We start from the raw sequence: 13,615 nt of genomic DNA, 5'->3' as shown, positions 1-13,615 counted from the left end.
ATTGGGTTACCACTCCAATTATCCCATGCGCGCAATAACATGCAGGTTAAGATCACCGGAAAATCAGGTAAAAGCCTGACCATACCATGCTCTTCAAGTAATTCTCAGTCTGAATTCATTACCTTTTCAAAACCTTTGACTATCTCAGGGATATCTTCATCTTTGATCCAGTAATGGCACACCAGGCGGAAATGCCTCGGCCCGGTGACGCCCACCAAAATACCCAATTCCTTCAAGGCCTGGGCGCAGTCCACTGCTGAGATCCCCTTCTCAGGAGCCAATTCGATATAAACCATATTGGTGTTCGGCGAACCTTTATCCAATCGGACGCCTTCAATTTGGGCCAGCCTCTCCGCCAGTTCTTTGGCATGAGCATGATCCTCTGCCAGCCGGTCTACCATTTCTTCCAGTGCAACGATCCCAGCCGCAGCCAAGATGCCAGCCTGGCGCATCCCGCCGCCCAACTGCTTGCGGATTCTGGTCGCTTCGGCTACGAAATCCTTCGAGCCGCAGAGCACCGATCCCACCGGAGCACAAAGTCCTTTACTCAGGCAGAAAGTGACCGTATCAAACATATCGACCAGATCCACAGCCGGGACGCCCTGGTCAACAGCGGCATTGAAAATCCGAGCGCCATCCAAATGGACGGCCAGGTTATTCTCACGGGCGACGGCAGCCGCTTCGAGCATATAGTCCCGAGAAATGGACAAACCGCCGCACTTGTTCTGGGTATTTTCAAGGATCAACAGCCTTGAGCGCGGGAAATGCGGGTCATCTCCGCGGATTGCATGTTGAATATCTTCTATTAATAGTGTTCCATCAGGTTGATTGGGAATCGTATGGGGATGCACCCCACCGAGAGCTGCCGTACCACCACCTTCATAAACGAAGGTGTGAGCACAGTCACCCATAATCGCTTCATCGCCCCGGCCGCAGTGAGTCAGCACTGCAATCAGGTTACCCATCGTGCCGGAGGCAACAAATAATCCGGCTTCCTTGCCCAATCGTTCTGCGGCCATAGCCTGCAAACGATTGACGGTTGGGTCCTCGCCATATACATCATCTCCCACTTCAGCGTTGGCCATCGCCTGTCGCATTTTTTCAGTGGGCTGCGTCACCGTATCCGAACGGAGGTCAATCCATTTCATAACGGCTTCCTCTCATCACTAAGTAAGGAATCCAGAACCACCTGCAACTCCGACGGGAGCGGCGCTTCAAAGGTTTGCGGGCTCCGATTTCCCGGCAGCCGAATGGAGAGCATTCGGGCATGCAGGAAAAACCTGTCCAGTTCTACACTGGGTTTACGGTGCCCATAGAGGGAATCGCCCACAACAGGTGTCCCTAAATAACTGAGATGAACTCTGATTTGATGTGTGCGTCCGGTGATCGGGTGCGCTTCCAGATAAGTATGCTTTTCAAAGTTTTCAATGGTGAAGTATTCCGTTATAGCGGCTTTTCCAGCCCCCCGCAGGCCGACTGCCATCCGGGTGCGAATATTCGGATCACGGATGATCGGTGCTTCAATCCGGCCGGTTGGTGTGGGCGGTTTCCCATCCACCAGGGCTAGATAGGCTTTTTCCATATCGCGGGTTTTAAATTCTTTCACCAGCCATTTATAAGCCTTTTGGGTCTTGGCAAAGATCAGCACACCGGAGGTTTCCTTATCCAAACGGTGCACCACACCCGGCCGGTCGGTCTCCCCCACCGAACGGATCGGCGGATAATATGCCAGGAGGGCGTTCACCGCCGTGCCGGATTGGTTCCCGGCCCCAGGATGAACCACCATTCCCGAAGGTTTGTTGATGACAATCACCTGATCGTCTTCATAGAGAATATCTAAGGGGATGTTTTCAGGCACCAGGCCATCCGAATCATCCACAGGAACATCGATACGAACAATGCTGCCAGGTCTTGCCTTGGCGCCGGCTTTGTCCACAACAATTTCATCCAGGGTCACATTGCCCAATTCGATCAGGTTCTTGATCTGGGAACGCGAAACGTCTGGCAGCTGTTCTGCCAGGAATTTATCCACACGGAGGTCTTCCCCATCGGGAATGGTAAATTCGTACTCTTGGACTTTCATGCCGGCTTGTCTTGTGACTCGGGTTCCTGGATGGTTTCCGAACCCGCTTCTATCTTCGCCTTGCGTTCTTCAAGCCACATGGAAAGGATCAGCAAGGCCGTCCCAACCGTGATGCTCGAATCGGCGATATTGAAAACCGCAAAGGTGCCAACAGAGATGAAATCGGTCACTGGGCCAAATGCGATCCGGTCAATCAGATTACCCAAAGCGCCGGCCATTTGCATGGACAAGGCCACCCGGGTCAGCGTTTCGTGCTGAGGCACATGCTTGTAATAGATGACAATGAAAATTGAAACCGCCACCGCCATGATCGCAAAAATAGTACCGCCATCCTGGAACAAGCCAAAAGCCGCACCGGTGTTGTGCCAATAGACAAATTTCAAAACGGGCTTCAGCCATTCCCAGGGCATCCAGACGGACCCAAAAGGAATGTTCGCCCGCACGATAGCTTTGGTCACCTGATCCAGAATCAAAATAGCTGGAACAGTGACCAATAAAATCCAATATTGTTTTAACGTTTTCTTCAAACGGAACTCCCTTACGACTTCTTTGCCAGGCTGATGCGGACCGTCTCACCATCGAATTCATCCTGGGTAAATGGCAATCCTTCCGGGTTAACACCTACGGCCAGGTCTGCTGCCAGGGTTTCTTCTTTGATATAGTCCTCAAAGGCCTGGATAGCCTTTGCCAAACGTTCGGATGCCGTATAGTATAAATGAATCCGGTCAGCAATATCAAGGTCGGCATCCTTCCGCAAGGATTGTACCCGACGGACGAACTCACGTACCAGACCCTCATTCACCAATTCCGGCGTCATTTCCGTCACCAATGCGGCCAGGTATGCGCCCTCAGAAGCCACGGCGAAACCGGCTTTGGATTCAGCGCGAACTTCAACCTCATCCGATGAGATCTTATAGCTCTCGCCATCCACCTCAACGGTCAGGTTCTCACCTTCCAGCAACTGCCGGGCGGACTGATCCGCAGGCAGACCCATCAGGGCTTTGCGCACCTTGGGGAAATCCGCCTTGAAACGCTGACCCAACTGTTTGGGCAGCGGGTTCAGGCTGAAGCTCACCGCCTCACTGGCAGAACCCAACAGGCTGACGCCTTTGACGTTCAATTCGTCTTCCAAAAGGTCAGCATAATCCTTGACGACGCTTTGTTCATCCAGGTTCCCGACCACGAATTCCGCCAAAGCCAACGGCTGGCGAACCTTAAGGTTCTGTGAATTGCGAGCGGCATGTCCAAGGGAAGCCAGCTTCATCACAGTGGTCATATCCCGGTTCAGCTTCTCATCAATCATTTCCGGATCATAGGTAGGCCACTCTGCCAAATGCACGGAAATCGGCGCATCTGGATCCATCTTGCGGACCAGGTTCTGATACATATGATCAGCGATAAAGGGCATGGTCGGGGCCAGCAGGAAGGAAAGGGTCCGCAGCGCTTCATAAAGTGTGGCGTATGCCGCAGCTTTGTCCGAATCGGACTCTGTCTTCCAATAGCGCCGGCGAGATCGCCGCAAATACCAGTTGGAAAGCTGATCGACGAACTTTTCAATCGGCCGGGTCGCACCCAGCACGTCATAATCCTCGAATGCCACAGTCACATCCCGGACGAGGGTGTTCAACGACGACAACAACCACTTATCCAGATCACTGTAGACCGGTTTGACCTCGCTGTCAGGCGTCCATTTATCCAGATTGGCATAGGTCGCAAAGAAGGAATAGGTGTTCCAGAGTGTCAACGTGAAATTGCGGACAACCTCACCGACCAGGTCCTCAGAGAAGCGGCGTTCCTGCCCCGGAGGGCTGGCGGTGTAAAGGTACCAGCGCAGCGCATCAGCGCCATGGGCCTTAAGCACATCCCAGGGCTCCACCACGTTACCCTTCGACTTGGACATCTTCTGACCGTCCTTATCAAGGATCAACCCGAGGCAGATCACGTTCTTGAAAGCATTGCTGTCGAACACCAGCGTGCTGATCGCATGCAGGGTATAGAACCAGCCGCGGGTTTGGTCCACAGCTTCACAAATGAAGTCGCCAGGGAACTGTTCCTTGAAGGTTTCCTGATTCTCAAAGGGATAATGCCACTGTGCCACGGGCATCGAGCCGGAGTCGAACCAGACATCAATCAGTTCCGCCACGCGGTTCATCTTGCCGTGGCATTCAGGACATTCAAAATGGACGTTATCCACATAGGGCCGGTGCAAATCCAGCTCGCTCAGGTCACGGCCGGCATGCTCACTCAGTTCCTGCACCGAACCGATGCATTCCTGGTGGTGGCAGCTCTCGCACTCCCAAACGGGCAGCGGCGTGCCCCAATAGCGTTCACGCCCCAAAGCCCAGTCAATGTTGTTCTCCAGCCAGTTGCCAAAGCGGCCGTTCTTGATGTAGTCCGGGTACCAGTTGATATTCTCATTCAACGACACCAGGCGGTCTTTCTTCTCGCTGGTGCGGATATACCAGGTGGGCCGGGCATAGTAGAGCAGCGGCGTCTTGCAGCGCCAGCAGAAGGGATAGGTGTGTTCATGGGTGCCGTAACGGAACATCAGCCCGCGTTGATTGAGATCATCCACGATCAACGGATCGGCGTCCTTGACCCACATGCCCGCCCAGGGGCTGATCTCATTGATGAAGTGACCTTCATCGTTGACGGTCATCAGGATCGGCAGGTCATTCTCCACCGACATCTGCATATCATCCGCGCCAAAGGCCGGGGCGATATGCACCAAACCGGTGCCGTCCTCAGTGGTGACGAAATCGGCCAGCACGATGTAATGGGCATCCTTTTCAACCGGCAGGAAGGTGAACAGCGGCCGGTAGTGCCAGCCACGGAGCTGCTTGCCCTTATAGGTCTTCACAACCTCATAAGGCGCATCGCCCATCACCTTTTCCAGCAGCGGCCTGGCGAGGACCAGATATTCCTCGTCATCGCCTTCACCGTATTTGATCTTCACATATTCAATATCCGGATGGGCTGCCACAGCTACGTTACCGGGCAGCGTCCAGGGTGTGGTCGTCCAGACCAATAAAGAGGTGTTCTCCTGATCGACCAGCGGCATCCGCACGAAGAGTGAGGGGTCTACCGCCTGGTCATAGCCCTGCGCAACTTCATGATCGGAGAGCGGCGTCCCACAACGCGGGCAATACGGTACAACCTTGAAGCCCTGATAGAGCAGGCCCTTATCCCAGATGGATTTCAGCAGCCACCAGACCGATTCGATGTAAGAATTCTTATAGGTCACATAGGCCGTCTCCAGGTCCACCCAATAACCGATCCGGTCCGTGAGTTTTTCCCAGTCCTGAATGTAGGTGAACACCGAGTCACGGCAGAGCTCGTTAAACTTGGCAATGCCGTAATCCTCAATTTGCTGTTTGTTGGTGAAGCCCAGACGCTTTTCCACCTCGATCTCCACCGGCAGCCCGTGGGTATCCCACCCGCCTCGGCGTGAAACATGATAACCGTTCATGCTCTTATAGCGCGGGAACATATCTTTGAACACCCGCGCCAGAACATGATGCACACCCGGCTTACCGTTGGCAGTCGGCGGGCCTTCAAAGAAGACATACTCCGGGCCGCCCTCACGGCTGGTCATGGACTGGTGGAAGACATCGTTTTTCTTCCAGAAGCGCAGAATTTCCTCTTCCAGTAAATTGATATTCAATCTCGATGAGACAGGTTCGAACATGAAGCCTCCGATAAAGGTAATTAAAAAACAAAACTCATCCCAATCAGGGACGAGTTGTAAGCCCGCGGTACCACCCTGGTTTCCACGTATATGTGGACACCTCAATCGGTTACGCTGGCGAAAACCGCCGGCCAAAACCGCACGTTGATAACAGAGGGTGACTCTGGCGCACCTACTGGCCCAGTTGGGCGTTCAGCTTGCCGCTCCGGAAGGATTTTCCACACTCATGACTTCCCGGCTCTCACCTGCCCCGAGATCGCTGCCAGCCAGCGGAGGGTGTACTCGTTTCCATCATCGCGTTGGGTCGTAATTTTTGACCTCTAAATTATGCCACAATGGCGATGAAGGGTCAATGATGGAGAAAGAGATGGTGAATGGTGAATGGTGAATGACGAACTATGGTTTGTAGGTCACGCTTCCAGCGTGACACAATAGTTGTACTGGTGGTTTCACCACCATGCATGACCTACAAATCTGCTATAGAACAACCTTCTCTTCGGGAAAAATGTGTCGGGCAAAAGTTCGAGAAAATATTCTACTACTCCCCCTTTTAGTTAACACGTCTCTGCTACTATCTATTAAAAGATCACACAGGTAATCGCAAAGGCAGAAAATAGTAATAAAAATAAAATAACGTACTTTTTCTTTTTCATTAGGATTGCTCCATAATAAGTAAGTTAATTAATTTGCCATAGCCTGTAGGTCACGCTTCCAGCGTGACGAAAATGTCATACAGGTGGTTTCACCACAATGCATGACCTACCAACCCTTAAATGTCAAATTAGCACAGAAATGGACATACTAGTACAAAATTGCAGCAATGGTCATGATAATAAAATTTAGTAAGATTCCTAATATTGTTAATATCCCAAAATAAACAATCCATCCCTTGATAACTTTTGTATTATGTTCAATCTTCTTTAACTTATTATGGAAATCTTCAATTTGCTCAATAGGTAATTCAACATCATTCATGATTTCTCCTATTTACCATATTCCTAATCCGAATTAGATCGCTTTCCCATTACAATAGGTGATTTTTTCAACCTGTAAGTCACTCTTCCAATGTGACAAAATATTCCATGGCGGCAGCTTTGGTGTTATGGATGACCTTCTTTTTTTACAGATTTATATGAGTTCCCATTCAGAGAAAAAATTTATGAAAAATAACCTACCAATAAGATCATAAGATAATACAAGAATCCAAATATGGACAATATTCCAAAATAAAGTAACCAACCCTTGATTACCTTCGTGTTATGTTCAATCTTTTCCAACACAACAATTAATTCTTCAATTTGCTTATCGGATAACTCAACACTAATCATAATTGATCCTTTCCCTTAAATTGATTTCCGTATGTCTCGTTTCCAATGTGGAGAAGAAAATGATGTAACAACTATCCCACAATATAGATCTGACCTCCCACTCTTCCATCTCCTCCCCAGGTACTACCCAAACCCTGGCCATTCCGCTGATGTTTAATTCCCATTAATCAGCCATACTATGCTTAATCTTCTCACCCCTTCATCACCGTTTCCCCCCCTCATTATCTCAGACAGGTCTCATATGAAACGTCTCTTCTGGAATGCCAACGAAAACCGGCTGCGGGCCGGCTGGCGGGTGGCCAACCACCTGCTTACCGCCTCCCGGGCATGGAAAAAGTCATGCGGGCGGATTTGCCACCATGCATGACTTAAGGTTTTAATTTGGCTTGTTTTAAAAGGTCAGGGATAAAAATATCTCAGAACGATTCGCACAGGACACTGAATAAGACCCAAACCCGCCGGTCTCAAAGGCCCTACTAAATTTAGTCCCCTTACTTCATCTTTCCGATTTCACCCTCCACCTCTTTGGCGCCCTCAGCATAAAACTTTTCTTCGTCTGGATCAAGTTCATGAAGCAATCTTAAAAACTCGCCGGCATGGATCCGTTCCTCGTCAGCGATATCCTTCAGCACATTAACCGCGAGATCATTGTCGGTTGACTCCGCAAGCTGCATATATAACTGAATGGCCTCATATTCAGCGGCGACCATGAAGCGAATGGCTCTGATAAGTTCCTCTTCCGTCAGCTTTCTATCGTTAGCCAATCCTGAAAAGGGCGATCCAAACTCCGGCATGTCTATACTCCTATGTGATTGATGTTGAATTATCAGTAGCAGTAAATTATAAAAAAACCCCATACGGGGTTTTTTTCAGGGTGCCTAGACGGTTTCGAACCCTCAACCTCCGCATCCACAGTGCGGCGCTCTGCCGTTGAGCTATAGGCACCATATCGAAAACTGATTTTATCACATCACTTAGCGGATGACAAGAACTTCTCCACTTCAGCGGCCAGGTTTCCCCTCGCCACCACTTCCTGCTCACGAGTTTTCAGGTTCTTCACTGCCGCCTGCCCTGCAGCCACCTCATCAGGTCCGAGGATCACAGCAACCGGGATATCCAGCTTATCGGCAAACTTGAATTGTTTGCCCATCTTTTCCGCTTCAGGGAAGATCACCGTGCGCAGCCCAGCCTCTCGCAGGGTCGCAGCCGCTTTCAGGGATTCGGGCAAGGTCGCTTCATCAAATACGGTCACCAGAACCTGCGGCTTCTCACCCCGGTCAGACGGGATCACGCCGGCATCCTGCAGCACCAGTTCAATGACCACATCACCCATTGCGAAGCCTACGCCAGAGAGCGCGTTACCGCCCACGTCCGCCACAAGGTTGTCATAGCGGCCGCCGCCGAAGATCGCGCGGCCTTTTCCGCCCAACTCGAAGGCCTCAAAGACCGTGCCGGTGTAATAGTCCAGTCCGCGGATCACCTTGGGGTTATACTGCACATACTCTTTAATACCGAAAGATTCGAGCAGGCCAAAGAACGCGACCAACTCCTCGGATTCCTGCCAGAGGTCATTATTATTCAGCAAGGCCTGGAGCTGATCCACCTGCTTTTCGGTCAGGCCGGATTCAAGGGCATAATTCCGCCAGGCTTTTTCAGAGAGCTTATCCAGCTTATCCACCACCCGGAATACCTGCTTACCCAATGATTTGGGAATTTCCAGTTTGGCAAATGCAGCGTCCATTAACCGGCGGTTATTGACATAAATCGCTACCTGATCCGGTTTGAGCCCAGCCTCCTTAAGGAAGGTCGCCGCCACGGCCACAATCTCCGCATCAGCTGCAACCGTCCCAGCGCCGATCAGGTCAATGTTCCACTGGAAAAACTCACGGGTGCGCCCCCGCTGTGGTTTCTCATAGCGCCACATAGGGCCAATCGACCACCAACGCAAGGGCAGCGGCAGTTCATACTGCTTTTGCGCCACCATCCGGGCCAGCGTGGGCGTCAATTCTGGCCGCAGCGTCAGGTCCTCGCCCCCGCGGGAAGTGAACACAAAGGATTGCTCCTTGACCAGCTCCTCACCGGATTTGGCGGCATAAAGATCAATAAATTCAAGACAGGGGCCATCATATTCCTGATAACCAAAGCGTGTTGAAACACGCCGAACGATATCAAACATCCAGCGGCGGACAGCCATCTGATCAGGATAAAAATCTCGGGTTCCTTTAACACTGCGGATAATATCTGCCATTAAAGCCTCTTTCATGCTCTTTTTTTCTAGTATAACATCACCATTCTACCTGTATTACCTCATTTATAGATAATGAAATCTGATTTTGAGTAAATTTACGATAAAATAAGACCAGTGCAAAAGACATTTTAGTAAAGGTGATTATGGAACTGTCAAAAATCATTGAGCTCCTAAACGGAAAATTATTGACTGACCCAGAGATCGAACAAAAGGATATCGCTGGCGCTATGGGCGCTGATCTGATGAGCGACGTCCTGGCATCCATTCAGCCAGAGGCCGCTCTGCTGACCGGCCTATGCAATCCTCAGGTTGTCCGGACGGCCCTAATCGCTGATATTCGCGCCATCATTTTTGTGCGCGACAAAAATCCTGCCCAAGAAGCAATCGACCTTGCCAATGAGGAAGGTATCCCATTGGTCACGACCAAAATCGGTCTTTTTAAAGCCTGCGGTATCCTCTACAATGCGGGTCTGCCCAGCCTGGAAAGTCAATCCCAAGAAGACTGCTCAGACTAAAGGGAACCTATGGCAACCCGAAACCCTATCATTACAGATCAAGCAGCTGAAAAAATCACAAAGGTAGAAGAACTCGCCTATGAGCTTCGTATTCACGAGGTGATGACGAAGAATGTCCTTTGCCTTTCACCCGATCTGTCAATGAAGGAAGCCGTGGAAACCTTCCAAAATGACCGCATCTCGGGTGCGCCTGTTACCGAGGGGGACACACTGATTGGTATTCTGAGCATGGAAGACCTGATGCGAGCCTTGCAAGAAAACGGGTTGGCTTCTCCCGTTAGAGAATATATGACCTCCAACGTGATCTCCGTTCGGGATTATGATCCAGTTATTGAGGCCTTAAAAACATTCAATAAAAAGAAATATGGCCGCCTCCCCGTATTAGATAAAAATGATCATGTCATCGGAATCATCACCAAAGGTGACATCAGCAATGGACTCTTGTCGGCCCTCCAAAGGGACTACCATGCAGAGGAATTAATCCGCTATCGGGCAAGCCACCTTTTCGAAGACATCATTTCAGACCGTACCAGCCTGATCCTGCGCTATGACATCCAAAAAGGCGATTTCGTTCATGGCGGAAACGCCTCCAGCAACATCAAGCGTGCCTTACTCCGACTGGGCGCCTCACCTCAGATCGCCCGGCGTTGTGGGATCGCAGTTTATGAAGCCGAGATGAACCTAATCATCCACACCAATAATGGGGGAATCTTGCGGGCGGAGATCGAACCCCACAAAATCACCATTGAAGCCTATGACGACGGCCCCGGCATTGAAGACACCCAACTGGCCATGAAACCTGGATATTCGACAGCAACAAATGAAGTGCGCGAAATGGGCTTTGGTGCAGGCATGGGCCTCGTCAATATCAAACGCTGCGTAGATGAGATGACATTGATCTCTTCAACCGAGCGCGGAACAAACCTTTATATGATCATCTGTCTTGAGGACGGCGGTAATAGCTCAAAAACTCTTAATTAATTGACCTAAAAAAGTGAGCCGTAATGAAACTTAATAATATTGTCAAAGATCTGGACCTCAAAGTCCTGACCTCACCTGTTGAATTAAGCACTGTGGATGTTGAAACCGGTTACTGCTCTGACTTGCTCAGCTGTGTAATGACGGGAGCGGAGGCTGGTGCAGTTTGGGTCACACTGATGGCGCATGGTAACATCGTCGCCGTTGCAGCCCTGCTGGATATCTCCGCTGTGATCATCACGGAAGATGCCCAACCCGAAGAAGACACCCTCAAGCTCGCGACTGAAAAAGGGGTCACCCTGCTATCCTCACCGTATGATAATTTCCATATCATTGGCAAGCTTTGGGAACTGGGGCTGAGAGCCAAGAAAGACTAAACGAGAGCAAGGCATAAGGTGAAAACCTATCAGGCGGAGCTGCACATCCATACGGTCCTTTCTCCCTGCGCGGGAATCGAAATGATCCCGCCCCTGATCGTCCAGCAAGCCATTAAGTCTGGGCTGAACCTGATCGCTATTACAGATCACAACGCCAGCGAAAATGTTCCTGCTGTCATAGCGGCCGCAAAAGGGGAAGACCTAATCGTACTGCCAGGGATGGAACTGCAAACTGAAGAAGATATCCACTCCATTTGCCTATTTGATACCGTTGAACAATTACAATCTCTGCAAACTGTGGTGGATCACAAACTGCCTGGTATTCCGAATAATATCGAGTTCTTTGGTGAACAATTCATCGTCGATAAAACTGGTGATTTCATCCGACGCAAAGAAGAACTGCTGATCAACTCCGTCAACATAAGCATTGAGGAGGCTTTCAATATCGTCACGGATCTCGGCGGCCTGCTCATCCCGGCCCACGTCAACCGGGAAGCCTTTGGGTTGATCTATCGCCTTGGTTTCATCCCCATTGACCTCGATTTACCGGCCGTTGAGATCTCCCGACATATCACTCCTGAGAATGCCGTTCAGACCTACCCCCAGTTGGCGAATTACCATCTGATCCAAAGCGGAGATGTTCACTATCTTTCCGATTTTTTAGGCATTAATCATTTTTTTATTAAAGAACCAACAATTGCTGAAATAATCAAATCATTTAAGGGCTATGACGGCCGGTGGCACCGCCTTCAGCGACCACTGGACGTTGGTCTATCTTAAAGATTACATTTGGATATTGACCCAAACGACAATCACTATTAGACTCACTTGTGGTTAATTTCACAAATATACCCGCATTGCACCTATTAACCTGATCATAATTTTTGGAGTTGACAATTAATGCTGAAAACAATGGAAAAAATCCCGGCAGAAGACCCCCTGAACGATCCAGAACTACTAAAGGTCATTGACAATATTCTGGAAAAGAACAAGGATATTGTCGGCGCTACAATGGTTGTTCTGAACAGCCTTCAAGAATCAATAGGTTTTATTTCACCTGCCATGCAAGTCTATGTCGCTGAGAAGCTAGAAGAACCCATTAGCCGGATCCACGGCGTTGTGTCCTTCTATTCTTTCTTCACAACAACACCCCGTGGCAAGCACACCATCAAATTCTGCGTGGGGACAGCCTGTTATGTTGGCGGTATTGAGCAGATCATCGAAAAAGCCAAACAAATCTTGGGAATAGAACCCGGTGAGACAACAGAAGATGGCCTAATCACCCTTGAACTCTGTCGTTGTGTCGGTGCATGCAGCCAGGCGCCTGTCATCGTTGTTGATGACCAGGTTCATGGGCGTGTTAAACCCAACAAATTCCCCAAAGTTATCCAGGACATCAAGTCACAGGAAGCATAAACTTGCGGGAACTAGCGCTCCATATCCTCGATATCGCTGAAAATAGCATCTCTGCAGGTGCTACTCGAATATTGATCAGCGTTGAAGAGAACCTACAAACAGATCGTCTCGTGATCGACATTGAGGATAATGGCAAAGGGATGGATGCAGAAACCCTGGCCAGAATCACCGACCCCTTCATCACCTCTCGCACTACACGCAACGTCGGCCTGGGCATTCCTTTTTTCAAAGCAGCGGCCGAATCTTGCGAAGGGCTCTTTAAAATTCAATCACGACCCGGCAAAGGCACCACCGTTAAAGCGGAATTCAAACGCAGTCACATCGATAGAATGCCCCTTGGCGATCTTGCCGGAACATTACAAACACTAATCATCGGCACATCGGATGTCCATTGGATCTTTGAATATCGGATCAATGATGAAGTATTTCGGTTCGATGATGAACCCGTCAAAAAGATATTGGACGGTGTTCCGTTGTCCGATCCCAGTGTCATGCGCTATATCCGGGAAGCTTTGCGAACTGGTATTGACGAACTTCGCCAGGAAGCGAATCTCCCTAATACCAATTAGAACCTAACCTACAGGAGAATGAACATGCCCACAGTGAAATCATTGGATGATTTGAAGAAAATTCGGGAAGAAGCCCTCAAAAAGCAACAGATGAAAGAAACATCTGGTAAGAAAGAAGTGATCGTTGGTATGGGCACGGTCGGTATCGCTGCCGGCGCACGTGAAACGCTTAAAGCGATCCTTGACATCATTGAAGAAGACAACCTTGAAGATATCATCGTCCGCCAGACTGGTAACATCGGCCTCGATTCTTTTGAACCGATTGTCCAGGTGATCCTCCCAGGACAGGAAAAAGTCACCTATGGCAAAGTTAATGGCGAAATGGCTCGCAAGATCATTACTAAGCATGTGGTTGGCGGTGAGATTGTCAAGGAATATAAAATAGAAGGATGAAGCAGAATCTAATCCATTCT

General features: G+C 49.8%; 15 protein-coding genes and 1 tRNA gene. 8 read left to right on the top strand and 8 right to left on the bottom strand.

The window, feature by feature from the left end; translation table 11 throughout:
- Window positions 1–104: 104 nt before the first annotated feature.
- Genes ltaE through JR338_02710 form a run of 4 tightly spaced genes read right to left on the bottom strand, consistent with a single transcriptional unit; the run spans window position 105 to window position 5,771 of the window.
- Complete coding sequence (gene ltaE, locus JR338_02725) at window positions 105–1,148, bottom strand: low-specificity L-threonine aldolase (protein ID QRN83687.1); 1,044 nt, start codon at window positions 1,146–1,148, stop codon at window positions 105–107.
- Entirely contained in the window at window positions 1,145–2,083 is a 939-nt protein-coding gene (locus tag JR338_02720) for an RluA family pseudouridine synthase (protein ID QRN83686.1), read from the bottom strand. The genes ltaE and JR338_02720 overlap by 4 nt, the downstream gene beginning before the upstream one ends.
- Window positions 2,080–2,610 carry a signal peptidase II gene (gene lspA / locus JR338_02715; GenBank protein ID QRN83685.1) on the bottom strand — a complete coding sequence of 177 codons (531 nt, stop codon included), beginning with the start codon at window positions 2,608–2,610 and terminating at the stop codon, window positions 2,080–2,082. The genes JR338_02720 and lspA overlap by 4 nt, the downstream gene beginning before the upstream one ends.
- 11 nt (window positions 2,611–2,621) lie before the next feature.
- Complete coding sequence (locus tag JR338_02710; GenBank protein QRN83684.1) at window positions 2,622–5,771, bottom strand: isoleucine--tRNA ligase; 3,150 nt, start codon at window positions 5,769–5,771, stop codon at window positions 2,622–2,624.
- Window positions 5,772–5,861: 90 nt separating this feature from the next.
- Here JR338_02710 and JR338_02705 point away from each other — a divergent pair, with 90 nt between their 5' ends.
- Entirely contained in the window at window positions 5,862–6,095 is a 234-nt protein-coding gene (locus JR338_02705; GenBank protein QRN83683.1) for a hypothetical protein, read from the top strand.
- Window positions 6,096–6,572: 477 nt separating this feature from the next.
- Here the strand turns inward: JR338_02705 and JR338_02700 are convergent, their stop codons facing one another.
- The 4 genes from JR338_02700 to JR338_02685 all read right to left on the bottom strand — a co-directional run bounded on the left by JR338_02700 (window position 6,573) and on the right by JR338_02685 (window position 9,362).
- Window positions 6,573–6,746 (bottom strand): hypothetical protein, encoded by a 174-nt coding sequence (locus JR338_02700; protein QRN83682.1) that lies wholly within the window; start codon window positions 6,744–6,746, stop codon window positions 6,573–6,575.
- 844 nt (window positions 6,747–7,590) lie between these two features.
- Window positions 7,591–7,893, bottom strand: coding sequence for a rubrerythrin (locus JR338_02695; GenBank protein ID QRN83681.1), 303 nt, complete (start codon window positions 7,891–7,893; stop codon window positions 7,591–7,593).
- Window positions 7,894–7,972: 79 nt separating this feature from the next.
- Window positions 7,973–8,044 (bottom strand) — tRNA-His (locus tag JR338_02690).
- Window positions 8,045–8,069: 25 nt separating this feature from the next.
- Window positions 8,070–9,362, bottom strand: coding sequence for a histidine--tRNA ligase (locus JR338_02685; GenBank protein QRN83680.1), 1,293 nt, complete (start codon window positions 9,360–9,362; stop codon window positions 8,070–8,072).
- Between the two features lie 128 nt (window positions 9,363–9,490).
- On the opposite strand from JR338_02685, the gene JR338_02680 reads away from it, so the two are divergent.
- The 7 genes from JR338_02680 to JR338_02650 all read left to right on the top strand — a co-directional run bounded on the left by JR338_02680 (window position 9,491) and on the right by JR338_02650 (window position 13,595).
- On the top strand, window positions 9,491–9,862 hold the full coding sequence (locus tag JR338_02680; GenBank protein QRN83679.1) for a hypothetical protein: 372 nt from the start codon (window positions 9,491–9,493) through the stop codon (window positions 9,860–9,862).
- 9 nt (window positions 9,863–9,871) lie between these two features.
- Window positions 9,872–10,843, top strand: a complete 972-nt coding sequence (locus tag JR338_02675) for a CBS domain-containing protein (GenBank protein QRN83678.1) — start codon at window positions 9,872–9,874, stop codon at window positions 10,841–10,843.
- A gap of 23 nt (window positions 10,844–10,866) precedes the next feature.
- Window positions 10,867–11,217 carry a serine kinase gene (locus JR338_02670; GenBank protein ID QRN83677.1) on the top strand — a complete coding sequence of 117 codons (351 nt, stop codon included), beginning with the start codon at window positions 10,867–10,869 and terminating at the stop codon, window positions 11,215–11,217.
- A gap of 18 nt (window positions 11,218–11,235) precedes the next feature.
- Window positions 11,236–11,997 (top strand): PHP domain-containing protein, encoded by a 762-nt coding sequence (locus JR338_02665; protein ID QRN83676.1) that lies wholly within the window; start codon window positions 11,236–11,238, stop codon window positions 11,995–11,997.
- Window positions 11,998–12,129: 132 nt separating this feature from the next.
- Complete coding sequence (locus JR338_02660) at window positions 12,130–12,633, top strand: NAD(P)H-dependent oxidoreductase subunit E (protein ID QRN84336.1); 504 nt, start codon at window positions 12,130–12,132, stop codon at window positions 12,631–12,633.
- A 2-nt stretch (window positions 12,634–12,635) separates the two neighbouring features.
- Entirely contained in the window at window positions 12,636–13,202 is a 567-nt protein-coding gene (locus tag JR338_02655; GenBank protein ID QRN83675.1) for a sensor histidine kinase, read from the top strand.
- Window positions 13,203–13,226: 24 nt separating this feature from the next.
- Window positions 13,227–13,595: a (2Fe-2S) ferredoxin domain-containing protein gene (locus JR338_02650; GenBank protein ID QRN83674.1), complete on the top strand. Its 369-nt coding sequence runs from the start codon at window positions 13,227–13,229 to the stop codon at window positions 13,593–13,595.
- The last annotated feature ends 20 nt before the right edge of the window (window positions 13,596–13,615 follow it).

The sequence above is a fragment of the Chloroflexota bacterium genome (genome assembly GCA_016887485.1).
Taxonomy (GTDB): Bacteria; Chloroflexota; Anaerolineae; order Anaerolineales; family Anaerolineaceae; genus Brevifilum.
This window is presented reverse-complemented; position numbering and strand designations above follow the sequence as displayed.